The organism is Nocardiopsis sp. MG754419 (assembly GCF_018207095.1).
Classification (GTDB): Bacteria; Actinomycetota; Actinomycetes; order Streptosporangiales; family Streptosporangiaceae; genus Nocardiopsis.
In genome coordinates this window covers 42,481-65,929 of record NZ_QOCZ01000009.1, presented here as the reverse complement: position 1 = coordinate 65,929, position 23,449 = coordinate 42,481, and the positions used below count along the sequence as shown (strand labels likewise).

The window sequence follows — 23,449 nt, the reverse complement described above, 5'->3', positions numbered from 1 at the left end:
GTACGGAGGTGACGGGGGTCGCCCCGGGGTCGGTGGAAGGCATGCCCCCAGCCTGACAAAGAGGGGACTCACCGTGCAGTCACCGCTGTCAGTCGTGCGCCATGAGGTTCGCCGCGCCACGGCGATGACACCTGTCATACGCGCCCGGTCCGGGCACGGGTTCGGACCCGGGCGGACCGTACCCGCAGGCGAGGCGGACCGGCGCCGCCACCGCCCCGGCGATGCGGCCCGGCGGGCCTCCGGCCGGCGCACCCGGGCCACGGATCCGGCCCGCGCGGCCGGACGACGACGGCGCGGGAGCCCCGGTCGGGGCACCCGCGCCGTCCGGCGTGCGCGATCGGATCAGCCCCCGCCGTGCACGATCCGCTCCGCCCGCTCCTCGCTGGGCTGGATCTCACCGGACAGGATCTGCTCCGCGTAGTGGCAGGCCACCCGGTGGGTCCCGCTCTTCAACGGGCGCAGTTCGGGGCGCTCGGTGTCGCAGAGCGTCTCCTGCCGCCAGGGGCAACGCGTGTGGAACCGGCAGCCCGTCGGCGGGTCGGCGGGCGAGGGCAGGTCGCCGGCGAGCAGGATGCGCTCCCGGGTGTCCTCGACGGTGGGGTCGGGGACCGGCACCGCCGACATCAGGGAGCGCGTGTAGGGGTGTACCGGGGTCTCGTACAGCTCGTCACTGGTGGCCTCCTCCACGAGCGACCCCAGGTACATGACGCCCACGACGTCGCTGACGTGGCGCACCACCGCGAGGTCGTGCGCGATCACCAGGTAGGTCAGGCCCATCTCCTCCTGGAGCTCCTCCAGGAGGTTGAGCACCTGCGCCTGGATGGACACGTCGAGCGCCGAGACGGGCTCGTCGCAGATGATGAGGTCCGGCTGGAGGACCAGCGCCCGCGCGATACCGATGCGCTGGCGCTGTCCGCCGGAGAACTCGTGCGGGTAGCGCTTCAGCGCCTTGGCGGACAGGCCCACCCGCTCCAGGGCGTCCACGACCCGGGTCTGACGGTCCTTCTCGACCAGACGGCGTCGTTCCTTGGCGGAGGTGCCCTCGGGGAACTCCTCGGGGCCGCCGATCCCGTGGGTCTCGAGCCCCTCCATGAGGATGGCGCCGACGTTCTGCCTCGGGTTGAGGCTGCCCAGCGGGTCCTGGAAGACCATCTGGAGGTTGGCGCGTTCGCGGCGCATGGACTCGGCGTCGAGTCCGGCCAGGTCGCGACCGCCGAACCACACCTCGCCCTCGGTGATCGTGTTCAGGCGCAGGACGGCCCGGCCCAGGGTGGTCTTGCCGCATCCGGACTCGCCGACCAGACCGTAGGTCTGGCCCTTCTCAACGCTCAGCGACACACCGTCGACGGCCTGGACGTGCCCGATCGTGCGGTCGATGATGACGCCGCTCTTGATCGGGAAGTGGACCTTGAGGTCCTTGATCTCCAGCAGGCTCATCCCCGCTCCTCCTCGTCGTCGCCGACCACGGCCGGACTCTCCAGGACCTCCCGGTCCACCACGTCCGCGTGGCCGATGGGGTTCACGCACCGGTGCACGTGCCCCCCGCCGTTCCCGTCGCCGACCTCCACGAGCGGGGGCGGCCCCTGGAGGCAGTCCATCGTGTAGTGGTCGCACCGGGGCGCGAAGGCGCACCCGTCCGTCCAGGCGATGTTGTCGTTGACCGACCCGCGCACCGGCGTGAGCGATTCGCCGCGGGGAGCGTCGAGTCTGGGGATGGAGCCGAGCAGCCCCACCGTGTAGGGGTGGGTCGGGTCGGCGAACAGCGGTCGCCGCGGCGCGGTCTCCACGGCCCGACCGGCGTACAGGACGTTGATGTCGTCGCACAGACCGGCCACGACGCCGAGGTCGTGGGTGATCATGAGCAGGGCGGTGCCCTCCTCGGTGACCAGGTCCTTGAGCAGCTCCAGGATCTGCGCCTGGATGGTGACGTCCAGGGCGGTGGTGGGCTCGTCGGCGATCATCAGACGGGGACGGCAGGCCACCGCCATGGCGATGAGCGCACGCTGGCGCATACCGCCGGAGAGCTGGTGCGGGTACTCGTTGAGCCGTCGCGTGGGGTCGGGGATACCGACCCGGTACAGCAGGTCGGCCGCCTCCTTGCGGGCCGCGTTGCCGCGCAACCCCCGGTGACGCTTGAGGATCTCGGTGACCTGCAGCCCGATGGGGACCACCGGGTTGAGCGAGCTGAGCGGGTCCTGGAAGATCATCGCCAGTTGGGACCCGCGCAGGTCGCGCATGCGGCGCTGGGAGATGCGGAGCAGGTCCGCCTCACCGTCCGGCAGCCGCATGACGGCGCTGCCCCCGACCTTGACCCCACGGTCGGGCAGCAGCCCCATCAGGGCCAGGGAGGTGACGCTCTTACCGCAACCGGACTCGCCGACCAGGCCCGTGACGCGACCCTCCTCCAGACTGAAGGAGACCCCGTCGACGGCGCGCGTCTCACCGGACCCGCGCCGGTGGAACACCACCGACAGATCGTCCACCGCCAACAGCGGCGTGCTGGAACTCATGGTCACTTCCTCAACTTCGGGTCGAGCGCCTCGCGCAGGGACTCACCCAGCAGGGTGAAACCGAGCGCGGTGATGATGATGCCCAGGGCCGGGTAGACGGCCAGGGACGGGGCGCTGGACAGGAACCGCTGGGCCTCGGAGAGCATCGTGCCCCACTCCGGGAAGTTCGCGTTGGGGTTGCCCAGCCCCAGGTAGGACAGCGCGGCCGCGTCGATGATGGCGGTCGCCAGGGTGAGCGTGGACTGCACGATCACCGGGCCCATGGAGTTGGGCAGGATGTGCGTCAGCGCGATCTTGTGGTTGCGCACCCCCATCGCCTGGGCCGCGAGCACGTATTCGCGGTTGCCCTGGGAGATCATGGCACCGCGCAACAGGCGGGCGAAGATCGGGATCTGCGCGACGCCCACCGCGATCATGACGGTGGTCAGGCTGGGGCCGATGAGCGCGGCGACCGTGACGGCGAGCAGCAGCGCGGGCAGCGCCAGCATCATGTCGATGACGCGCATGATGGCGTTGTCCACCTGACGTCCCCAACGGCCGCCCAGGACCGAGCAGGCACCGGCGACGCCGCCCAGCAGCGCGCCGAACAGGAAGCCGACGAGGGTGGCGACCACACCGACCATGAGGGTCTGGCGGGCGCCGATCACCATCCGGGAGAACATGTCGCGGCCGAGGTGGTCCAGGCCCAACCAGTTCTCGGCGCGCGGGCCGACGAACTCGTTGCGGTTGGGGAAGACCTCGCTGCCCCAGGCCTGGGACGTGGGGCTGTAGGGCGCGATGAGCGGAGAGAACAGCGCCACCAGCAGGAACACGGCGACGATGATCGCGCCGGTGATCGCCATGGGGCTGCGCCGCATCCGGGCGAAGGCCTCACGCCAGATCCCGGCGCCGTGGCCGCCGTCGCTCCGGTCGCCCATGAGTTCGGCGAGCCGGTCGACCTTGGCGGCCTTGCGCTTGTGGAAGGGCACTTTCTCTTCGGTCATCGTGTCCTCGGCGCCCTGCGTCTCGGGGCTCTCGGAGGGGTTCTGGGAGCTCGGTGTCGTAGGCATCACTGGGCCCGCACTCTCGGGTCGAGGAGGCTGTACGAGATGTCGACCAGGAGGTTGATGAGCACGTACATGGTGGCGATGAGCAGGATGAACCCGGTGAGGACCGGGTAGTCGCGTTCCTGCGTGGCGATGTAGACGAACGAGCCGATACCCGGGAAGGCGAACACGCTCTCGGTGAGGACCGCACCGGCGAAGAGGCTGCCCGCGAGCAGACCGACGGCCGTGACCACCGGCAGCAGGGCGTTGCGCAGCACGTGGCGGGTGCGGACCGTGCCGCGGTGCAGGCCCTTGGCGTTGGCGGTGCGCACGTAGTCCTCGCCCATGACCTCCAGAACGCTCGCGCGTGTCATACGGGTGATCACGGCCAGCGGGATGGACGCCAGCGCCAGACCCGGCAGTGCCAGGTGCGCGACCGCGTCCCAGACCACGTCCCATTCACGGGTCATCATGCCGTCCAGGACGACGAACCCGGTGATGTCGGTGCGGCTGATCCCGGGCGAGAGCCGGAAGGCGGACGGGAACAGGCCCAGGCGCTCGGCGAAGACCACCTTGAGGATGAACGCGAGGAAGAAGACCGGGGTGCAGATACCCAGGAGCGAGCCGCCGACGGCGGCGAAGTCCAGGGCGGTGCCGCGCCGACGCGCGGCCAGGTAGCCGAGCGGCAGACCGATGGTGACGGCGATGAGCATCGCGGTCACGGCCAGCTCGAACGTGGCGGGGAACCTCAGGAAGAACTCGTCCAGGACCGGACGTCCGGTCTGGAGGGAGGTGCCGAGGTCGCCCTGGACGATACGTCGCAGGAAGGCCAGGTACTGAACCATGACCGGTTCGTCCAGGCCGAGCGACCGGCGCAGCATCGCGCGCTGTTCGGCGGTCGCGTCGTCGGGGAGGAGGGCGTACTCCGGCCCGCCCGGCAACCGTTGCAGCCAGACGAACAACAGAATCGACAGGCCACCCAGGGTCGGGATGAGCTGAAGGAGTCGCCTGACGATGAATCGCAGCACCTTCGCCGCCTTTCGCCAGTGGTGAGAACGTTGGACGCGAAGCGTCCCCGCCGGGGTGTGGCGGGATGATCGGGTGGAGTGGGGCGCCCCAGGGGAGGTGCGGCGACGGGGGAACACCGCCGTGGGGAGGCCCACGTGTGGGCCCCGCGCGAACGGGGCCCACGGCACGGGGGTTCCGTCGAGGAACCCCCGTGGTTCCGGGCCCGACCGTCGTCGACGATCGGGCCCGTGCGACCCATCACCTCGGGTCGAGGTGGGGAGGTCCTACTTCCAGGACGCCTCGGAGAACATCTCCTGCGTCAGCGGGCTGACGTTCGGCGGCTCGACGTCCGGGGCGAACGCGATGGAGGGCGGGGAGCTGGAGATGGGCAGACCCGGAAGGGCGTCCATGACCAGCTCGTTGAGCTCCTCGTAGCCCGCGACGCGCTCCTCCTCGTCCGGGTTGGTGCTCACCTCGTTCATCCGGTCGAAGAGCTCGTCGTCGTCCAGGCCCCAGGCGTCGTTGTGCGTGGAGAACCAGGTACCGATGAAGTTGTAGGCGTCGTTGTAGTCGCCGGTCCACCCGAGCAGGTACATCGGGCAGTTGCCGCTGTCGACCTGGCCGGAGTACACGGACCACTCGTACGGGGTCGCCTCGACGGTCACGCCGACCTCCTGGAGGTCCTCGGTGATGACGTCGAAGATGTCCTTGGGAGCGGGCATGTACGGGCGGGTGACCTCGGTCGGGTAGCAGAACTCGACGTCGAAGCCGTCCTCGTAACCGGCGTCGGCGAGCATCTCGCGGGCCAGCTCCGGGTCGTAGTCGAAGGTCCGCACGTCCGAGGACCACCCGTCGAGGGTGTTCGGGTGGAACTGCGTGGCGACCTCGCCGCCCTCGGGGAGGATGGTGTCGACGATGCGCTGGCGGTTCACGGCGTGGGAGAGGGCCTCACGGACCTCCATCTCGCCGAGCGCCTCGTGGCTCTCCTGCTGGTAGGCCAGGTACAGGACGTTGAACACGTCACGGGTGGGCACCTGGAAACCGGCGTCCTCCAGCGGGGCCACGTCGGCCGGGGCGACCAGGTCGTACCCGTGGATGTCACCGGCCTCCAGCGCCTGACGGCGGGCGGTCTCGTCGGGGATGGCCCGCAGGATCATGGTCTCGAAGCCCGCCGGGTCGCCCCAGTAGTCGTCGTTGCGCCGGAGGGTGACCTCCGCCTGGTCCTGGTTCCACTCCTCGGCGGTGAACGGACCGGTGCCGGCGAGGGAGCCGGCGACCTGGGCGTACTCGGGGAGGGTGAGGTTGCCCTCCTCGCCGGTGACCTCTTCGTCGGAGATGGCCTCCAGGGTGGTGGGGCTCATGATGCCGAAGGCCGCGAGGCTGAACCCGCCGGGGAAGATCGAGGAGTACTCGGAGATCTCGATGACGGCGGTGAGCTCGTCCTCGGCGTCACAGGAGACGAAACGCGACTCCCCCGTGCTGAAGTCCTCGTCCGGCTCGGCGAACCCACCGAAGATCGACTGCCAGTAGTACGAGAGGTTGGAGCTCTGGTACGCGCCGGTCATGTTGTACCAGCGGTCGAAATTGGCGCAGACGGCCTCGGCGTCGAGTTCGTCGCCGTCGTGGAAGGTCACGCCCTCGCGGAGATCGAAGGTCCAGACGGTTCCGTCCTCGGACTGCTCCCAGGTCTCGGCGAGGCCACCGACGATTTCCGAACCACCGGATTCGTGGTCCAGGAGGGTTTCGAAGACCTGTCGGCTGTACCGGAAGGTCTCACCGTCGTTGGTGAGGAAAGGGTCCAGCGAGGTGATGTCACCTGCGGATCCGAAGACGAAAGGCTGGTCGCCGTCGGCGGAGTCGCGGTCACTCTCCGCACAGGCTGTCGCCACCAGGGTGAGCGACGCCGCGACGGCCACCAGGCCGAGCGGCTTTCGGGAAGACTTCGTGAACATGTGGTCCACCTCAGGGGGACGTGGGGTTGAGGCCCAGAACGATGATGTGGACCCTAAACCGGCCCGTGACCCCCTGGGAAGATAGACGGCTGGGTATTAATACAACCGTTTCAGATCTGTGCCGTGATCCATAGCTCGGGTTTTGGCACACAGGTGTTCAACTGTTCGGGTTCTTTCGGGGGGCAACGAAAAGCCGAATTCGGTGACGCTGAGTGCGCATGTTGACACGAATTCAGCGCGGCATCCCGTCATGGGATGAATTAACTTTCTCGACACAATGAGGCTTTTCGTCCGATTTCAGATCACCCGGGGTGACGGGGTCGGCGCGGGCCCCACCCGGAGCCGACGGACCGGACGGCCCGGTGACCGTCCTATGATCTGCGAATGGACACTCCCCTGGACGACGCGGCCCTCACCGCGTTCCTCGAAGGTCAGGACAGCGCCTGGCTCGCCGAACAGCTGATGCTGATCGCCGACGAGGACCCCATCACCCGCATCCGCCTGAGCGGTGCCGCCGGAGCGGAGAGCGCGGTCGAGGAGGCACGAGCCCTCGTGCTGTCTCGGGTCACCGCCCACGTTCCGCACGAGTCCGAGGAGGACCCCGACGACGGCGATCCCCTGCACCGCGTGCTCGACCTGCTGGACGACCTGATCGACTACGGGTTCGACGACGAGATCGGTGACGTCGCCGACGAGGCCCGCGAGGCCTACGTCACCCGTCACGGCGAGGACGACGGAGAGCACCTGGCCAGACTGCACGTCCTGGCCGATGGTGAGGACGAGGACTGATCGCACACGAGGAAGGGCCCGGTGGGAGACCACCGGGCCCTCGCCGTATCAGGGAGTCGGAGAGACGGGTGACGGGGAGCGGGGGCGTGGGGGACGCCGCGACGGTCGGCGGGGAACCGCCGGCCGCGGGTGGGTCGCACGAACCGGGGAGGCCGTGCGGGCCCTCGTGGGCCGCTCCCGAGGCGCCGGAGCTACCGGTCGCACCAGCGACGCACGTTGGTGCTCCACAGCGCGATGTTGACGATGATCGCGAAGAGCGCCACGACCACCCCCGCGAGCAGCAGCGGGGTGTCGGCGAGCCTGGCCGCCAGGAACAGCGCGAACAACGCGGTGCCGAAGGCGACCAGGGAGCCGAACTGGGAGGCGCGCCAGAGCACGTATCCGGCGCGCCGGACGGGCATCGCCAACCCGGCCAGGCCGAGGGCGACCAGGGACGCCACCACGAGCAGCAGCCACAGGTCGGACACCACCACCGAGGGCGCGCCCTCGGACAGCATGGTCCAGGACAGGTACGCCAGCCCACCGAACAGGATCGCGGAGACGAACATCAGGACGCAGGTCTGGCGCACGTCCTGCGGGGGCCGCACTCCGGGGTGACGCTGGGCCAGCAGGCTCTGTCGGGGCGTGGGGAGCACGCTGAAGGGACGGGACACCGTGAGGGTGGGGGACGATCGGGAGTCTTGCATGACGAACAGGGTCGCGTGCCGCGCCCGACTGCACAAGTGGAGCAAGCCCACACAACGGACCGTGCTCGTCGTGTGACGGAGGGCCGATGATCCGCGTGGTGGGACCGGGTGCGAACCCCGGGCACGGTCGCCCGCGGGACAGAGGACGCGGCGGAGCAGGGCGCCGCACCACCCCGGCTCAGACCTCCGCGGACCGCAGCCGCTCCCCCACGTACTCCAGGGCCTCGGCGGTGAGCAGGTCCAGGTCACCGCGCACGTCGAGCTCGCGCCCCGGCTCGTCCGCGTCGAGCCGCTGCAGGGTCTCCAGCTGCGATCTCAGCAGCGCGGGCGGCATGAAGTGGTCCTCGCGGGCGTCGATCCGCTGTGAGATGACCTCGGACGGGCCGTGCATGTGGAGGAAGTGCACGCCCGGGGCCCCGGTCCGCAGGACGTCGCGATAGTCGCGCTTGAGCGCCGAGCAGGCCATCACCGTGGACGCGCCCCGGGCCTCGTGCTCACCGATCCACCCCGCCAGCTCCCGCAGCCACGGCCAGCGGTCCTCGTCGGTCAGGGGCATCCCCGAGGCCATCTTGCTGATGTTGGCCTCGGGGTGGAACGCGTCCGCCTCGGCGAAGGGCAGCCCCCGACGGTGCGCGACCCGTTCGGCCACGCTCGTCTTGCCACTGCCCGCCACACCCATGAAGACAAAGTGCATGGTCTCTCCTGCTCGTGGCCCGCCCCGCGGCGTCGCCATCAATAGTGGTATCAATCATTCCGGTTAGGCTTCAGCCTGACCCCGGCCCGTCGCGGCCGCTGCAGCTGATCCGGGAAGTTCGAGGGAACCGCCGATGGGCACGACGCACCGCACACTGCACAACCGGGTGCTGGCGGTGCTCGGCCCCGCGATCGCCGCGGGTGAGTACGCGAGCGGTCACACCTTCACCCTGAGCGGCCTGGAACGGGACTTCGGTGTCTCCCGGACGGTCGCCCGCGAGGCGGTGCGGGTCCTGGAGTCCATGGCGTTGGTGGTCAGCCGCCCCCGTACCGGGATCCGGGTGCGGCCCCAGAGCGACTGGAGCGTCTTCGACCCGCAGCTGATCCGCTGGCGCCTGGCCGGGGACGGACGCATGGAACAACTGCGCTCCCTGAACGAACTGCGCGCCGCAGTGGAGCCGGGCGCCGCCGCCCTGGCGGCGGAACGGGGCCCCTCCGACGAGCGGGCCCGGCTCGTGGTGCTGGCCGAGCAGATGATCCGGACCGGCCAGGCGGGCGAACTCGACACCTTCATGGAGCTGGACGTCACCTTCCACCGACGCATCCTGGAGCTGTCCGGCAACGAGATGCTGTCCGGGCTGGCGGAGGTGGTGACCGAGGTCCTGGTCGGCCGCACCTCCTACGACCTGATGCCGCAACAGCCGCGCCCGGAGGCGCTGCGCCTGCACATGGCGGTGGCGCAGGCCATCCGGGACGGGCTGCCGGACGTGGCCGAGGCGGCGATGCGGGCCATCGTCACCGAGGTCGCCGACGCACTGAAGAACACCCGTCCCTCGCGGCGGTGAACCCTTCCCGGGTCGCTCGGTGACCACGCCCCGCTCCCCTACAGGACCAGCGAGAGGCCGAACGCGAACCCGAAGCCGATGAAGCCGATGAGCGTCTCCATCACGGTCCAGGTCTTGAGCGTGGTCTTGACGTCCATCCCCAGGAACCGGCCGACCAGCCAGAACCCGGAGTCGTTGACGTGCGACAACGCGGTGGCGCCGGAGGCGATGGCGATCACGATCAGGGCCAGGTCGATGGAGGTCAGACCCGAGGTGGCCTGGACCGCCGGAGCGATGAGACCCGCGGCCGTGGTGATGGCGACGGTGGCCGACCCCTGCGCCACGCGCAGGGCCAGGGCGATGATGAAGGCCGCCACGATGACCGGCATCCCCGTGGACTCCAGGCTGCCGGCGAGGGCGTCGCCGATGCCGCTGGTGCGCAGGACGCCGCCGAACATGCCACCGGCGCCGGTGATGAGGATGATGCCGCAGACGGGTCCGAGCGCGCCGCCGACGATCTCCTCCACCCGCTGGCGGGTGAAGCGACCGTTGCTGAGCACGATCATCGCGTAGATCACGGTGATGAGCAGGGCGATGGGGGTCTCGCCGACCAGGCGCATGGTCTGCACCCACACGGCGTCCTCGGGCACCGCGCCCGTGGCGATGGCCGTGGTGATGCCGGTGTTGGCGAAGATGAGCAGCATCGGCAGGAGGAGGACGCTGATGACCGTCGCCAGGTGCGGCGGGTTCTCGTGCTTGACGTCACCGTTGGACATGATGTCGTCCGGGACGGGGATCTCCCAGCGCTTGCCCGCCCACAGACCGAACAGGTAGCTGGCCAGGTACCAGGTGGGGATGGCCAACAGCGTGCCGATGAGCAGGGTGAGGCCCATGTCGGCGCCGATCTCGACCGCTGCGGTGACCGGACCGGGATGCGGCGGCACGAACGCGTGCATCACCGCGAAGGCGCCCGCGGTGGGCAGGGCGTAGAGCAGCACGGAACCGCCCACGCGGCGGGCGACGCTGAAGACGATCGGCAACATGACGATGAGACCGACGTCGAAGAAGATCGGGAAGCCGAACAGCAGGGACGCCACGCCCAACGCCATCGGGGCACGCTTCTCGCCGAACAGCTTGATGAGCGCGCCGGCGAGCACGGCGGCACCACCGGTGATCTCGACCATGCGACCGATCATCACGCCGAGGCCGACCAGGAGGGCGACGTTGGCGAGGGTGCCGCCGAAGCCGTCCAACAGCGTGGGGACCACCGCGTCGACGGGGATCCCCGCGGCCAGGGCGGTGATCACGCTGACGAGCACGAGCGCGATGAACGCGTGCACCTTGAGGCGGATGATCAGGAACAGCAGGAGCGCGATGGCGCCCGCCGCGATCCCGAGGAGGGGACCCGTGCCGTAGACGGGTGCGAAGTTCTCCACGACGGAGCCTTCCAGTGGGCGGGGTGGGACGTGGCGGGCACCGGGCACCGCCGTGACCTGGTCTTGGATCAGGCTTCGAGAATGGTAATACCATTTGTGAGGTCCTGTGAACACCTCAGTGAGCTTCTGTGATGGAGACGCAGGTCACAGCACCCAAATCAGGTGAAATCACCTCGAAACAGAGCACATTGGTTGGATCGCCTCCGGGCCTTCCTCCGGGTCCGATCGGAGCGGCGGGGGAGCCCTCCGAGCGCGGGCACCCACCGCGTCGACGGCGTCGATCCGGGCACCGACACAGCCGAAAACGACGGTGCGACAAGGTCCGAAACGCCGCGTGTCGGCGCTCCCCGGACCGCGACACGCAACGACCCTCCCTCGGCCCCGGGCGCGCCGCCCTCCTCGACGGCCACACCGGCACCCACCGCGCGGTGAGGTCGGCGCGGCCGTCGCCATGCCGTTCCGGGCCGCCGCCGACGCGACGCTCCTCGGCCGGGCCAGGGTGGACGGGTCTCGTGAGACGCACGCTCCGCAGGTGGCGCGGCACACGCCCCCTCCGAACCACCAGACCGGTATTTTCACGGCACCCACGAATAAAACCGAAGACGGGAACGGTGAACCCCGAAACCCCGGTTTCCGAAAATTGACACCCCACCGCCCAAGACCCCAACCTCATGCCATGAACGCAGAGCTCCCCACCTCCCTCCACCTCGCCGTGTACGACCGGATGGCCGACTGGCACTACGGTCACGCGGTCGCACACGTGCGCTCAGGGCCGGGCCCGCACGGGTACGGGGGCCGCGACGTCGTCACCGTGGGACTCACCGGAGCCCCGATCACCACCGCGGGCGGGCTCACCATCCTCCCCGACATCACGTTGCCGCAGCTCAAACCGTCGGCGAGCGCGATGTTGGTGCTACCGGGGTCGGCGGAGTGGGACTGGGCACCCGAGGTGATGGCCCCGCTGGTCTCGGCCGCCGGCATCTTCCTGGACGCGGGGGTCCCCGTCGGGGCGATCGGTTCGGCCACGGTGGGCCTGGCCCGGGAGGGCCTGCTGGACTACCGCGACCACACGGGGGTCTCCCGCGAGGACCTGGCGATCACCGGTTACGCGGGCGCCCACCGTTACCGGGCCCGACTGGCGGTCACCGACGGCGATCTGATCACCGCGGCCCCGACGGCCCCGGTGGAGTTCGCGCGGGAGATCCTGGGCCGGCTGGAGGGGCACTCCCCCAGATTCCTGGACGCCTGGTACCGCCGTTACGCCCTGCACGACGACGCCTCGCTGACCCTGGCGGATGAGGGCTGATCCACACTCCCGGGGACGGCGCGCGCGACGGGTGCGCAGTATCGTCGAGCCCACACCCACCTCAGCCACCCGGGGGACCCTCATGATCGACCTGCGCTCGGACACCTTCACCCGCCCCACGAAGGAGATGCGCCGGGCGATGGCCGACGCGGAGGTCGGCGACGACGTGTGGGGCGAGGACCCCACCGTGCGGGAGCTGGAAGAGGAGACCGCGGCCCTGCTCGGCAAGGAGTCCGCCCTCTACGTGACCTCGGGCCACATGGCCAACCAGCTGGGGCTCTGGGTGTCCTCGCGCAGCGGCGAGGAGGTGTGGGCGCACGAGAACCACCACCTCATCGGGGACGAACAGGGTGCCGCCGTCGTACTCTCGCGGGTACTGCCGCGGCTGTACTCGGGTGACCCCTTCCCCCCGGCGGAGCTCCTGGAGCGATGGATCGCCGGGTTGGGCAACGTGCACCGGGCGGATCCCGCCCTGCTGTGGCTGGAGAACACCTTCTCCGGGCGGGTCGTACCGCTCGACGAACAGCGGCGGGTGACGGACTTCGCCCACGCCCACGGCCTGAAGGCGCACCTGGACGGCGCACGACTCTGGAACGCCGCCGTCCACCTGGGGGTGGAGCCTGCCGGGGTCGCCGAGGGCTTCGACACGGTGTCGGTCTGCTTCTCCAAGGGCCTCGGCGCACCCGTGGGTTCGGCCGTGGCCGGTGACGCGGACACGATCCGGCGGGCACGGCGGGGCCGCAAGCTCCTGGGCGGTGGCATGCGTCAGGCGGGCGTCATCGCCGCGGGCGCCCTGTACGCGCTGCGCCACCACCGCGCACGCCTGGCGGAGGACCACGCGCGGGCGACCCGACTCGCCGCACGGGTGGACGCACTGCCGGGGTTGAACGCGGTGGCGCGGACCAACATGGTGCTGGTGACCACGCCCGAAGGCGAGGCCGACCGTTACCTGGAGGCGTTCGCGGCCCAGGGGGTGCGCGCGCTGGGCGGTGGCGACCGGATCCGCATGGTGATGAGCCTGGAGATCACCGACGGTGACGTGGAGGAGGCCGCGACGGCGCTCGCGCGGGCCGTCGAGGGGCTCCGACCGATCGCAGGTCAGAGCGGTGACGCGTCGGTACACTTGGCCGACCACACCGGCGGGCCGAATCCGGAAGGTGTCGCGCATCACATCGCGTAGTAGCATCGTGCGTATGACATTGTCGTACTAGAGAGTGGTAGCACCGCAATGCCGGGAAGAATCCAGTCCATCGAACGCGCCGCCGCGATCCTGCGGCTCCTGGCCAGTGGCGCCCGGGGACTGAGCCTGGCGGAGATCTCCCGCTCCCTGGAGCTGCCCAAGGGCACGGCCCTGGGCATCCTGCGCACCCTCCAGCACGTGGGGTTCGTCGAACAGGACCCCGAATCCGGCCGATACCGCCTCGGCGGAGGCATGCTCAGCCTGGGCACCCGCTACCTGGACGGCAACGAGCTGCGCACCCGGGCGCTGAACTGGGCCGACACACTGGCCTCGCGCAGCGGGGAGAGCGTGCGCATCGGTACGCCGCACAAGCACCAGGTCCTGGTGGTGCACCACGTGTTCCGCCCCGACTCCACTCGTCAGACCCTGGACGTGGGCGCCCTGCTACCTCTGCACGCCACGGCCCTGGGCAAGGTCCTGATGGCCTTCGACCCCCTGGTCGTGCCCGAGGAGGTGACGTCGGTGGAGACCGACGCGCCCGTCCGGCTCACCACGTTCACGCGGCACACGGTCGCCTCCATGGCGACCCTGGAGGGTCGGCTCGACGAGATCCGTGAGCAGGGCTGGGGCTGGGAGGCCGAGGAACTCGTCGACGGCGAGGTGTCCATCGCCGCGCCCATCCGCGACCGGCGGGGCGTGACCGTGGGCGCGATCGGCGTACGGGGCGCGGTGGAGCGTCTGCGCGACGACTCCGGCAGGCCCGACATGGAGCAGGTCTCCTACGTGCGCGACGCCGCGCGCGCCATCTCCCGCGAGCTGGGCGTCACTCCCTACTGAAGAACGAGGGGCCTCCCTCGACCTCCCACGAGCACCACTCGGACATTTCCGGAGTGGTGCTCTTCGTGTCTTCGCGTTCCCCTGAGATGGTGGGTCAAGAGCGTGTGATCCACGCGACACGATTGCGTCACTCGGCCTTGACACGGAAAGGAAAGACGGTCGAAACTGACGCCTAATCATACGTCAATGTCGTACATCGTGCGGTGACCACCGCCCCATCGCACCATCCGACTCCCCGTCCCCAGACACGTCCACTGAAGGCGAGACCGATGAGTCAGCAGTACGTCGCCGCGATCGACCAGGGCACCACGTCGAGCCGCTGCATTCTCTTCGACCGGGACGGGCGTATCGTCTCGGTCGACCAACGCGAACACCGCCAGATCTTCCCGAAGCCGGGCTGGGTGGAACACGACGCCCTGGAGATCTGGACCAACGTCGAGGCGGTGGTGCAGAAGTCCCTGCAGAAGAGCGACATCACGCCGGACCAGATCGCCGCGATCGGCATCACGAACCAGCGTGAGACGACCCTGTTGTGGGACAAGAAGACCGGTGAGCCGGTCCACAACGCGATCGTCTGGCAGGACACCCGCACGGACGCGCTCGTGCACGCGCTCGGCGCGGAGAAGGGCCAGGACCGGTTCCGCTCCAAGTGCGGACTGCCACTGGCCACCTACTTCTCCGGGCCCAAGATCCGTTGGCTGCTCGACAACGTCGACGGCCTGCGCGAGCGCGCCGAGCGCGGCGAGTTGCTGTTCGGCACGATGGACACCTGGCTGATCTGGAAGATGACCGGCCGGCACGTCACCGACGTCACCAACGCCAGCCGCACCATGCTCATGAACCTCCAGACCCTCGACTGGGACGAGGAGATCCTGGAGGCCATGGGGATCCCGGAGAGTCTGCTACCGGAGATCCGCTCCTCGTCGGAGGTCTACGGCGTGTCCAAGGGCTACCTGGCCGGCACCCCGGTGGCCTCGTCGCTGGGCGACCAGCACGCCGCACTGTTCGGCCAGACCTGTTTCGACCCGGGTGACGTCAAGGGCACCTATGGCACCGGCTCGTTCCTGGTCATGAACACCGGTACCGAACCCATCACCTCGCAGAACGGTCTGCTCACCACCCTGGGCTACAAGATCGGTGACGCTCCGGCGGTGTACGCCCTGGAGGGCTCCATCGCGGTCACCGGTGCCCTGGTGCAGTGGCTGCGCGACAACCTCGGCATCATCTCCACTGCCCCGGAGATCGAGACGCTGGCCCGCACGGAGGACGACAACGGCGGCTGCTACATCGTCCCGGCCTTCTCCGGCCTGTTCGCCCCGCACTGGCGCAGCGACGCCCGCGGCGTCATCGCCGGTCTCACAGGCTACGTGAACAAGGGCCACATCGCCCGCGCGGTGCTGGAGGCCTCGGCCTGGCAGACCCGCGAGGTGGTCGACGCCATGAACGCCGACTCCAAGATCGACCTGACCACCCTGAAGGTGGACGGCGGCATGACCGCGGACAACCTGCTCATGCAGATCCTGTCCGACGTGTTGGACGCCGAGGTGGTGCGCCCCATGGTCGCCGAGACCACGTGCCTGGGCGCCGCCTACGCGGCCGGTCTGGCGGTGGGCTACTGGCCCGACATCGAGACGCTGCGCGCCAACTGGCACAAGGCGGCCGAGTGGAACCCGAAGATGGAGCCGGAGGTCCGCGAGCGCGAGTACCACAACTGGAACAAGGCCGTGCAGCGCACCCTCGGCTGGGTGGAGCACGACGAGAAATAGCGCGGTCGGACGCCCATCGTCCGCACCCGCTCATGACCGCACCCCGGGGGCACCGGCACAGGCCGGAACCCCTGGGGCGCGGTTCGGGGGCGCCGAAACGGTGCCCCGCCCCATCCATTCGTGACGGGTGGGTCCGATGATGCCCGTGTGGGAGCGGGTCCACCCAGGACCCCGCTGTTCCGGCAGGGACCGCCCGTGACCCGGCTACCCCTTCGGGGGTGGAGGTCCCATGCTCGTCTATCTCGCAGAGTTCATCGGAACCGCGATCCTGATCCTTCTCGGTGGCGGTGTCGTCGCCGGCGTCTCACTCGCTCGATCCAAGGCCCTCAACGGTGGCTGGATCGTGGTGACGATGGGCTGGGGTATGGCGGTCGCCATGGCCGTCTACGTCGTCGGCTCCACCAGTGGCGCGCACATCAACCCGGCCGTGACGTTGGGTCTGGCCAGTATCGGCGAGTTCGAGTGGGCGTTGGTGCCCGGCTACATCGCCGCCCAGGTGGCGGGCGCGTTCGTGGGCGCCTGCCTGGTGTTCCTGGCCTACTCCGCGCACTGGAAGCACACCGAGGACCCGGAGGCCAAGCTGGGCGTGTTCAGCACCTCGCCCGGTGTGCGGAACCCGATCGCCAACCTGGCGACGGAGATCATCGGTACCGCGATGCTGTTGCTGGGCATCCTCGGTATCGGCGCCAACGCCGACGCGGTCACGGCCGAGGGCGGCGTCGACCTGTCGGGGCTCTTCGCCAACGGTCTGGCGCCCCTGCTGGTGGGTCTGCTGGTGCTGGCGATCGGTCTGTCGATCGGTGGTCCCACGGGGTACGCGATCAACCCGGCCCGTGACCTCGGTCCCCGTATCGCGCACGCGGTGCTGCCCATTCCCGGCAAGGGTTCCTCGGACTGGGGTTACTCCTGGATCCCGGTCGTGGGCCCGATCATCGGTGGCCTCATCGGCGCCTGGATCTGGAAGCTCACCGGTTTCGGCGGCTGAGCAGGCGATCCCGATCCCGGAAGGTCACGGGGGCGTCCGGCTCGGGCTGGACGCCCCCGTCCGTCGTGCGGGGGCGAGCGGCGGCGGGAACCCCGGGTCCTCCCGCACGGAGGGACCGGGGCCGGTCGCGTGACGGTGACGGGCGCCTCGGTCGGCGTTCCGTCCGTGCGCCCCGACGCGTACCGGCGCTCAGGGGGTCAGATGCACCTCCCGCAGATAGTCCAGGGTCTCCTCCGGACGCAGTGCCACCAGGCGCAGGTGGTCGACCAGGTTCTGGTAGCGGGCCACCTCGTCCGGTTCCTCCAGGTAGATGCCGTCGGTCGCGGTCTCCAGGAAGACGACCGTGGGGTCGATGGGGTCGGGGAACTCCAGCACCACGCAGGAGCCGCCGCAGCCGGGGTTGAGCCGGTTCGCCCGGGTCATCTGCACCGTGACGTTGGGGCGCCGGGCCATGTCGAGGATGTGCCCGACCTGGACGCGCTTGGCCTCGGGGTGGCCCTCCAGCCGCAGCAGCGAACCCTCGTCGAAGATCGCCCACAGCTCGGGGGGATCCTGGTCCTCCAGGATCCGTTGGCGGGTCATCCGGGCGTCGATGGCCCTCCGGATCTCCTGAGGGCCGGCCAGGCAGGCCTGAGCGGTGACCTTCATGTACTCGGGCACCTGGAGCAGGCCGGGAATCATGACGGGTTGCCAGGTGGTGATGGCGCGGGCCTCGGTCTCGAAGCCGACGAAGCGCGGCGCGAGGACGTCGCGGTAGCGGGTCCACCAACCCCGTTCCAGGGACTGGCGGCACAGGGCGAGGATCTCGTCGTACTCCCGACCGGGTGGGACCTCGCAGGCCCCCAGGACCGCCTCGACCTCGGGGACCGTGGGCCGTTTCTTCACCCCCGACTCGATGTTGGAGTAGGTGGACTTGGACAGGCCGGCGTCGGCGGCGGCCTCTTCGCTGGTCTTGCGTGCGGCGAGCCGGACACGGCGAAGTTCGGCGGACAGACGGCGGCGCCGGATGGTGGGTGAGTACCTAGTGGCCATGATGGGGCTCATCGTAGATCCGGGGATGCCTTCGAAGTGGGGCAATCCGGGGAATCCGGAGTCCAGCGCGCGGATCCGAACGGAAAACCCGGATACCGCCTTCTCTCACGCTGGAATCCACATTCCTAGCGGCTTCCACCCACGGTCGCCGCGCCACGCGTGAGGACGCTTCACGAGCCCGGTGGAGACCCTGCGGACGGACCCCAGGGCCGCCCATCGGGTAGCACTGTCATGCGGGGTGCGACATTGCCGAACAGAAGTCACCCACTGCACGAGCGCGCGCACAGCGCCGAAGCACCGGCACGCACTCCGCTGCCTTCGTGCGAGATCACGGGGAGGGCGGCCCGGTCGCGGGCGGGCAGTCTTGGGCAACGTTCGGCATTGTCGTATCATGAAATCGTCACCGGCCTGCAACGAGGAGCCCGTTCAGGTGGGTGCGACAGCCACCCCTGCCAACGGACGGAGCACCAGCCATGACCGCCGGTACCCAACGCGACACGACCGCCCTCCGGCCCCGCACCCGCGAGGAACTGACCCGGGGCACCTTCGACCTCCTCGTCATCGGGGGCGGCATCCTGGGCACCTCGGTGGCCTGGACCGCCACCCAGGCCGGACTCCGTGTGGCCATGATCGACGCCGGTGACTTCGCGGGCGCCACGTCCAGTGCCTCCTCCAAGCTCGTGCACGGAGGGCTGCGCTACCTCCAGACCGGTAACGTGCGCCTGGTCGCCGAGAACCACCGGGAACGTCGTTCCCTGGCCTCCGACGTCGCCCCGCACCTGGTCAACCACCGCCCCTTCCTCGTGCCGGTCTACGCGGGCGGCCCGCACGGCGCCGCGAAGATGGGCGCCGGGGTGTTCCTGTACTCGGCGCTGTCGGCCTTCGGCGACGGCATGGGACGGCTCCTGTCGCCCAAGCAGGCCAAGCGTCTGGCACCGGGTCTGCGGACCGACGGCCTCAAGTCGGTGGCCGCCTACAGCGACCACCAGATGAACGACAGCCGCATGGCGGTGATGACGGTGCGCGCCGCCGTGGACGCCGGGGCCGTGGTCCTCAACCACGCCGAGGTGCGGGGCCTGCGCACCACGGGCGGCCGGGTCACGGGCGCGGACGTGCGCGACCGGATCGCCGGCGACGAGTTCGGCGTCGACGCGCGGCTGGTGCTCAACGCCACCGGGCCGTGGGTGGACCACCTGCGTCGGATGGAGGACCCGGACGCGGCGCCCAGTGTGCGCCTGTCCAAGGGCGCCCACCTGGTCCTGCGCACTCCGGAACCGTGGCGGGCGGCGCTCACCATCCCGGTGGACAAGTACCGCGTGTCCTTCGCCATCCCGTGGGAGGGGCACCTCCTGCTCGGGACCACGGACGAGGCCTACGAGGGCGACCCGGCCGACGTCGGCGTGGTCTCCACCGACGTGGACCAGATCCTGAGCGAGGCGTCCCTCGGCATCGAGCCGTCCTACCTGGACCGCGACCGCATGACGTACTCGTTCGCCGGGTTGCGCGTGCTGCCGGGCGGCCCCGGCGACACCAGCTCCGCCAAGCGGGAGACCGTGGTCAGCCAGGGACGGGGCGGGATGCTGTCGGTGGCGGGCGGCAAGTGGACCACGTACCGGCACATCGGCCGGACGGTCCTGGAGGAGCTGCGCAAGGTCACCGCGGTGCCGGTGGGCGAGGACATGGCCGACCCGCTGCGGACCGTTCCCCTGCCCGGCCTGGCCAGCCCCGACGCGGTCGCCCAACGGCTCATCATGGACAGTGAGCCGGGCGCGCGCCTGGACCCGCTCGTGGCCCGGCACCTGGCCACCCACTACGGAAGCCTGGCGCTGGACCTGGCGGCGATGATCCGGGACGAACCGGCGCTGGGCGAGCGCGTCCACCCCGACGGCCCCGACGTCTGGGCGCAGGTGGTGTTCGCCCGTGACCGTGAATGGGCGGTGACCGTCGACGACGCGCTGCGTCGCCGCACCACGGTGACGGTGCGCGGGTTGGACACGGCCGAGGTGCGCGAGCGTACGGAGCGACTCCTGGCCGGCTGAACCGCGCCTCGCGGGCCCCGGTCGACCGGTTCTCGGCCGGGGCACGCGTGTGTCCGGGGTCCGCGTGCCCGGGCCGTCCACGCGTCGAGGGGACTCTCGGGTGAACGGGCGCCGCGCGTGTCCGTGGCCGGGCGTGCGCGCAGGCGCACACGTGCAACGGGGTCCTCACGGGTCCGGGCCACGCGTGAGCGGGCCCTCAGGGGCCCGGAGGCCCCACGGGCGCGGTGGCCGTGTGTGTCCGGGGATGGCGACCACGGGCTCCGGACATGAGAACACCCCCGGCGGGCGGACCCGTCCGGGGGTGTTCAGCGACGTTCACGCCCCCGAGGGGGCGACGACGCTACGTGTCGACGTTCTTAGATCGCGACGACGTTCTCGGCCTGCGGGCCACGCGTGCCCTCGACGATCTCGAACTCCACGCGCTGGTTCTCCTCCAGGTTACGGAAGCCCGAACCCTGGATGGCGCTGTAGTGAACGAAGGCGTCGGGGCCGCCGCCGTCGGGGGAGATGAAGCCGAAGCCCTTCTCGCCGTTGAACCACTTCACAGTTCCCTGAGCCATGTTCTCTCCTTCAGCTCGGTGTACTACGGACGCATACTCACGCCCGAAAAATTGCCGCGAGCCGACTCCAAGAGAAACCGCCCGCCGGTCACAAACTCCGCGGGCAAGACACCAACTGCGAAATTCAACGACTAACAATCCCCTTGAACGTACCACAGCCGGCCTCCCTTGCGAGGGGTTCGGATGTGGCAACACACACGACCCGCCGAGGAATACCGGCGGGCCGTGCGGGGAACGCATGTGATTCACGTGACGGTCACCGGGGTGTCACGAGGTGCTCACGAAGAGGCCGTCAGCGCGTCGTTGACGCACCTCAGGACCGGTGACGCCGACACCTGCCCCGGGTCGAGGCCGGCACCGCCCAGAATCGTGAACGTGTGCTCCTCCCCCGGCAACAGGGTCACCAGGGCGCTGTCCACCACGGCGTCCGGCGCGAGCCTGTCGACGTTCAGGACCAGATCCCGCAAGAGCACCCCGGCGCGGACCTTCACCCGCAAATCGGAACCAATGGCCCGGGTTTCCACATCGAATTCCGGCTTTCGGTAGTCCACATCGCGATCATGGGCGAAGAACCACCACGCGCGTTCCCCGACACCGTCGACGGTGACCACTTCCCGGGCCGGATCCTCGGCACGGGCGACCTCCGCGGGCACGGTGATCCGCAGGGCCCCGCGCGGGGCCACCCGCACCGGGTGGCCGGAGTCGGCCAGCGCCGCGCCCGTGGCGATGTCGCGGCGAGCGATCGCCACCTCGGTCACCCACTCGGTGTCGGTGTCATTGCCCAGGACCACGGTGAGCCCGTCGTCACCCGGTTGGACCGTGGCGACCCGATCCGCGTACACACGGCGCAGCGCGTACCACAGCGGCTTGCGCCGACCGGCGCCGTCCACCGCGGCCCAGGAGGTGACGGGCCAACAGTCGTTGATCTGCCAGACCACCGTCCCGGTGCAGTACGGCCAGGTGGAGCGGAAGTGCTCGATGCCCACGGTCACGGCCCGGGCCTGGTTGACCTGGGTGAGGTAGTGCCAGTCGTCGTAGGACCACGCGCGGTCGCCGAAGTGCCGGGAGAGCCCGCGGGCGAGCTTCTCGTCACCGTCGATTGCCTTCTGGTGGTGCCGCACACCGGGTGAGTCGGGGGTGAGCGGGTCGTCGGACACCGCACCGCGCAGGGTCGCGTGGGCGGGCGGCGCCTGGTAGCCGAACTCGGCGGCGAACCGGGGCCGGTGCTCCCGGTACACGGTGTAGTCCAGTCGGTTCCACACGTCCCACAGGTGCATGGTGCCGTGGGCGGCGTCGTTGGGGTGCACACCCTCGCCCTCGGAGTAGGGGCTGCCCGGCCAGTAGGGACGGGTGGGGTCGAGTTCGGCCACCACCCGGGGCAACAGGTCCAGGTAGTAACCGGCGCCCCAGGGCCGCCCGTCCAGCTGTTCCTTCCAGCCCCAGTCCTCGTGTCCCCAGATGTTCTCGTTGTTGCCGCACCACACGGCGAGCGAGGCGTGCGGGGCGAGACGGACGACGGCGTCGCGCGCCTCCGCCTCCACCTCCGACCACAGTGGCTCGTTCTCGGGGTAGGCGGCACAGGCGAACAGGAAGTCCTGCCAGACCAGCACGCCCCGCTCGGAGCAAAGGTCGTAGAAGTCGTCGGACTCGTAGATCCCACCGCCCCACACGCGCAGCAGGTTCATGCCGGCCTCGCAGGACTGGTCGATCCGTTCCCGGTAGCGGTCACGGTCGATCCGGGACGGGAAGGTGTCGTCGGGGATCCAGTTGGCGCCCTTGACCAGCACGTCACGGCCGTTGACGCGGACCGCGAAGGCGGCGCCGTGCTGGTCCGGGGCACTGTGCACGGCCACGTTGCGGAACCCGATCCGACGCTCCCAGGCGTCCAGCACCGTCCCGGGCGTGGCCAGCTCAACGGACAGGTCGTACAGGGGCTGGTCGCCGTGGCCGCGCGGCCACCACAGCTCGGGATCGGCCACGTCGAGGTCGAGGGCGACCTCCTCCTCCCCCGCGGGAACGGTGACGGTACCGCTCACCCCGGCGACCGAGGCGGTGACCGTCAGCTCGGCGTCGCGTCCCCGCTCCGTGCGCTCCACCGTCAGGCGCAGCGCGACCCGACCCCGGGCCTCCTCGGTGTCGACCGACACCAGCGGACGCACCGAGGCCAGCCGTGCCGTGGACCAGGCGTGCAACCGGATCGGCCGCCAGATACCGGAGGTGACCACGGTGGGCCCCCAGTCCCACCCGAAGTTGCAGGCCATCTTGCGCACGTACTGGTAGGGCTCGTCATAGGCGGCGGGCAGCGGACCCGACCGGTCCCGCTCGGCCTCCGCGCGGCGGTAGGGGGCGTCGAAACGCACCTCCAGTCCGGCGTCGGTCCCGGCCTCGGCCAGTGCCTCGGTGACGTCGAACCGGTACGACCGGTGCATGTTGGCCGTACGCCCCACCACACGGTCGCCGACCAGGACGGTGGCGAAGGTGTCCAACCCCTCGCACACCAGGTCGACGCGTTCGGCCTGCGGGGCCGAGGCCAGGGCCTCGGCCTCCGCCGTCAGGGGACGGCGGTACCGCCAGTCGGTGCGCCCGATCCAGCCCAGCCGGGTCTCGTTGTCGTCGACGAACGGGTCGTCGACGAGGCCGTGGTCGAGCAGGTCGGTGTGGACGCAGCCCGGCACGGTGGCGGCGACCTCCCCCGTCACGACCTCCCCGGCCGTGGCGGTCGTCTCCGACGGTGTGCCGCCCTCCACGGGCGCCACCGCGAGGGTCCAATGGTCGTGCAGGTCGAACCACGCGGTCATGCGCGTTCCTCTTCCTAGGTGTG

The 23,449-nt window shown here is 70.0% G+C and carries 19 protein-coding genes; 8 read left to right on the top strand and 11 right to left on the bottom strand.

Translation table 11 applies throughout. The features are described from left to right. Positions 1-342: 342 nt before the first annotated feature. From DSY14_RS03295 to DSY14_RS03275, 5 genes are all read right to left on the bottom strand, one after another. Entirely contained in the window at positions 343-1,437 is a 1,095-nt protein-coding gene (locus DSY14_RS03295) for an ABC transporter ATP-binding protein (protein ID WP_211714920.1), read from the bottom strand. Then, positions 1,434-2,510: an ABC transporter ATP-binding protein gene (locus tag DSY14_RS03290; RefSeq protein ID WP_211714919.1), complete on the bottom strand. Its 1,077-nt coding sequence runs from the start codon at positions 2,508-2,510 to the stop codon at positions 1,434-1,436. Before DSY14_RS03290 ends, DSY14_RS03295 begins: the two co-directional genes overlap by 4 nt. A gap of 2 nt (positions 2,511-2,512) precedes the next feature. Next, positions 2,513-3,559 carry an ABC transporter permease gene (locus tag DSY14_RS03285; protein WP_211714918.1) on the bottom strand — a complete coding sequence of 349 codons (1,047 nt, stop codon included), beginning with the start codon at positions 3,557-3,559 and terminating at the stop codon, positions 2,513-2,515. After that, on the bottom strand, positions 3,559-4,563 hold the full coding sequence (locus tag DSY14_RS03280) for an ABC transporter permease (RefSeq protein WP_211714917.1): 1,005 nt from the start codon (positions 4,561-4,563) through the stop codon (positions 3,559-3,561). The genes DSY14_RS03285 and DSY14_RS03280 overlap by 1 nt, the downstream gene beginning before the upstream one ends. 264 nt (positions 4,564-4,827) lie before the next feature. Next, entirely contained in the window at positions 4,828-6,495 is a 1,668-nt protein-coding gene (locus tag DSY14_RS03275; protein ID WP_211714916.1) for an ABC transporter substrate-binding protein, read from the bottom strand. A gap of 384 nt (positions 6,496-6,879) precedes the next feature. Between DSY14_RS03275 and DSY14_RS03270 the strand changes: the two genes are divergently transcribed. Next, positions 6,880-7,284, top strand: a complete 405-nt coding sequence (locus DSY14_RS03270; protein WP_211714915.1) for a hypothetical protein — start codon at positions 6,880-6,882, stop codon at positions 7,282-7,284. Between the two features lie 191 nt (positions 7,285-7,475). On the opposite strand, the gene DSY14_RS03265 is transcribed toward DSY14_RS03270, so the two are convergent. Together DSY14_RS03265 and DSY14_RS03260 are read right to left on the bottom strand one after the other, a co-directional pair. Then, positions 7,476-7,970, bottom strand: a complete 495-nt coding sequence (locus DSY14_RS03265) for a hypothetical protein (RefSeq protein WP_307851113.1) — start codon at positions 7,968-7,970, stop codon at positions 7,476-7,478. Between the two features lie 178 nt (positions 7,971-8,148). Beyond that, positions 8,149-8,664 carry a gluconokinase gene (locus DSY14_RS03260; protein ID WP_211714914.1) on the bottom strand — a complete coding sequence of 172 codons (516 nt, stop codon included), beginning with the start codon at positions 8,662-8,664 and terminating at the stop codon, positions 8,149-8,151. Positions 8,665-8,797: 133 nt separating this feature from the next. Here DSY14_RS03260 and DSY14_RS03255 point away from each other — a divergent pair, with 133 nt between their 5' ends. After that, positions 8,798-9,508, top strand: coding sequence for a FadR/GntR family transcriptional regulator (locus DSY14_RS03255; protein WP_211714913.1), 711 nt, complete (start codon positions 8,798-8,800; stop codon positions 9,506-9,508). Between the two features lie 38 nt (positions 9,509-9,546). Here DSY14_RS03255 and DSY14_RS03250 read toward each other — a convergent pair whose 3' ends face one another. Next, positions 9,547-10,923, bottom strand: a complete 1,377-nt coding sequence (locus DSY14_RS03250) for a GntP family permease (protein WP_211714912.1) — start codon at positions 10,921-10,923, stop codon at positions 9,547-9,549. Between the two features lie 676 nt (positions 10,924-11,599). On the opposite strand from DSY14_RS03250, the gene DSY14_RS03245 reads away from it, so the two are divergent. The 5 genes from DSY14_RS03245 to DSY14_RS03225 all read left to right on the top strand — a co-directional run bounded on the left by DSY14_RS03245 (position 11,600) and on the right by DSY14_RS03225 (position 16,997). After that, complete coding sequence (locus DSY14_RS03245; protein WP_211714911.1) at positions 11,600-12,229, top strand: DJ-1/PfpI family protein; 630 nt, start codon at positions 11,600-11,602, stop codon at positions 12,227-12,229. Between the two features lie 82 nt (positions 12,230-12,311). Next, complete coding sequence (locus DSY14_RS03240) at positions 12,312-13,409, top strand: low specificity L-threonine aldolase (protein ID WP_211714910.1); 1,098 nt, start codon at positions 12,312-12,314, stop codon at positions 13,407-13,409. Positions 13,410-13,457: 48 nt separating this feature from the next. Further along, complete coding sequence (locus DSY14_RS03235; RefSeq protein WP_211714909.1) at positions 13,458-14,246, top strand: IclR family transcriptional regulator; 789 nt, start codon at positions 13,458-13,460, stop codon at positions 14,244-14,246. 269 nt (positions 14,247-14,515) lie between these two features. After that, positions 14,516-16,012 carry a glycerol kinase GlpK gene (gene glpK, locus DSY14_RS03230; RefSeq protein WP_211714908.1) on the top strand — a complete coding sequence of 499 codons (1,497 nt, stop codon included), beginning with the start codon at positions 14,516-14,518 and terminating at the stop codon, positions 16,010-16,012. 229 nt (positions 16,013-16,241) lie between these two features. Next, the gene (locus DSY14_RS03225; protein ID WP_211714907.1) at positions 16,242-16,997 is read left to right on the top strand and encodes an MIP/aquaporin family protein; all 756 of its coding nucleotides are present in this window, start codon (positions 16,242-16,244) and stop codon (positions 16,995-16,997) included. A gap of 189 nt (positions 16,998-17,186) precedes the next feature. Here the strand turns inward: DSY14_RS03225 and DSY14_RS03220 are convergent, their stop codons facing one another. Next, a complete protein-coding gene (locus DSY14_RS03220) occupies positions 17,187-18,041 on the bottom strand; it encodes a helix-turn-helix transcriptional regulator (RefSeq protein ID WP_211714906.1) in 855 nt (284 codons plus the stop codon). Between the two features lie 461 nt (positions 18,042-18,502). Between DSY14_RS03220 and DSY14_RS03215 the strand changes: the two genes are divergently transcribed. Next, positions 18,503-20,068, top strand: a complete 1,566-nt coding sequence (locus DSY14_RS03215; RefSeq protein ID WP_211714905.1) for a glycerol-3-phosphate dehydrogenase/oxidase — start codon at positions 18,503-18,505, stop codon at positions 20,066-20,068. A 356-nt stretch (positions 20,069-20,424) separates the two neighbouring features. On the opposite strand, the gene DSY14_RS03210 is transcribed toward DSY14_RS03215, so the two are convergent. Continuing rightward, a complete protein-coding gene (locus tag DSY14_RS03210) occupies positions 20,425-20,628 on the bottom strand; it encodes a cold-shock protein (protein ID WP_067601566.1) in 204 nt (67 codons plus the stop codon). A gap of 278 nt (positions 20,629-20,906) precedes the next feature. Then, positions 20,907-23,426 (bottom strand): glycoside hydrolase family 2 protein, encoded by a 2,520-nt coding sequence (locus tag DSY14_RS03205; RefSeq protein WP_211714904.1) that lies wholly within the window; start codon positions 23,424-23,426, stop codon positions 20,907-20,909. Positions 23,427-23,449: the final 23 nt, after the last annotated feature.

Bases quoted from the DNA above. Each gene is read 5' to 3' on its own strand.
- DSY14_RS03220 (WP_211714906.1), bottom strand. From the start codon at position 18,041: ATGAGCCCCATCATGGCCACTAGGTACTCACCCACCATCCGGCGCCGC.
- DSY14_RS03235 (WP_211714909.1), top strand. From the start codon at position 13,458: ATGCCGGGAAGAATCCAGTCCATCGAACGCGCCGCCGCGATCCTGCGG.
- DSY14_RS03205 (WP_211714904.1), bottom strand. From the start codon at position 23,426: ATGACCGCGTGGTTCGACCTGCACGACCATTGGACCCTCGCGGTGGCG.
- DSY14_RS03245 (WP_211714911.1), top strand. From the start codon at position 11,600: ATGAACGCAGAGCTCCCCACCTCCCTCCACCTCGCCGTGTACGACCGG.
- DSY14_RS03285 (WP_211714918.1), bottom strand. From the start codon at position 3,559: ATGCCTACGACACCGAGCTCCCAGAACCCCTCCGAGAGCCCCGAGACG.
- DSY14_RS03275 (WP_211714916.1), bottom strand. From the start codon at position 6,495: ATGTTCACGAAGTCTTCCCGAAAGCCGCTCGGCCTGGTGGCCGTCGCG.
- DSY14_RS03295 (WP_211714920.1), bottom strand. From the start codon at position 1,437: ATGAGCCTGCTGGAGATCAAGGACCTCAAGGTCCACTTCCCGATCAAG.
- DSY14_RS03260 (WP_211714914.1), bottom strand. From the start codon at position 8,664: ATGCACTTTGTCTTCATGGGTGTGGCGGGCAGTGGCAAGACGAGCGTG.
- DSY14_RS03210 (WP_067601566.1), bottom strand. From the start codon at position 20,628: ATGGCTCAGGGAACTGTGAAGTGGTTCAACGGCGAGAAGGGCTTCGGC.
- DSY14_RS03240 (WP_211714910.1), top strand. From the start codon at position 12,312: ATGATCGACCTGCGCTCGGACACCTTCACCCGCCCCACGAAGGAGATG.
- DSY14_RS03215 (WP_211714905.1), top strand. From the start codon at position 18,503: ATGACCGCCGGTACCCAACGCGACACGACCGCCCTCCGGCCCCGCACC.
- glpK (WP_211714908.1), top strand. From the start codon at position 14,516: ATGAGTCAGCAGTACGTCGCCGCGATCGACCAGGGCACCACGTCGAGC.
- DSY14_RS03270 (WP_211714915.1), top strand. From the start codon at position 6,880: ATGGACACTCCCCTGGACGACGCGGCCCTCACCGCGTTCCTCGAAGGT.
- DSY14_RS03290 (WP_211714919.1), bottom strand. From the start codon at position 2,510: ATGAGTTCCAGCACGCCGCTGTTGGCGGTGGACGATCTGTCGGTGGTG.
- DSY14_RS03225 (WP_211714907.1), top strand. From the start codon at position 16,242: ATGCTCGTCTATCTCGCAGAGTTCATCGGAACCGCGATCCTGATCCTT.
- DSY14_RS03255 (WP_211714913.1), top strand. From the start codon at position 8,798: ATGGGCACGACGCACCGCACACTGCACAACCGGGTGCTGGCGGTGCTC.
- DSY14_RS03265 (WP_307851113.1), bottom strand. From the start codon at position 7,970: ATGCAAGACTCCCGATCGTCCCCCACCCTCACGGTGTCCCGTCCCTTC.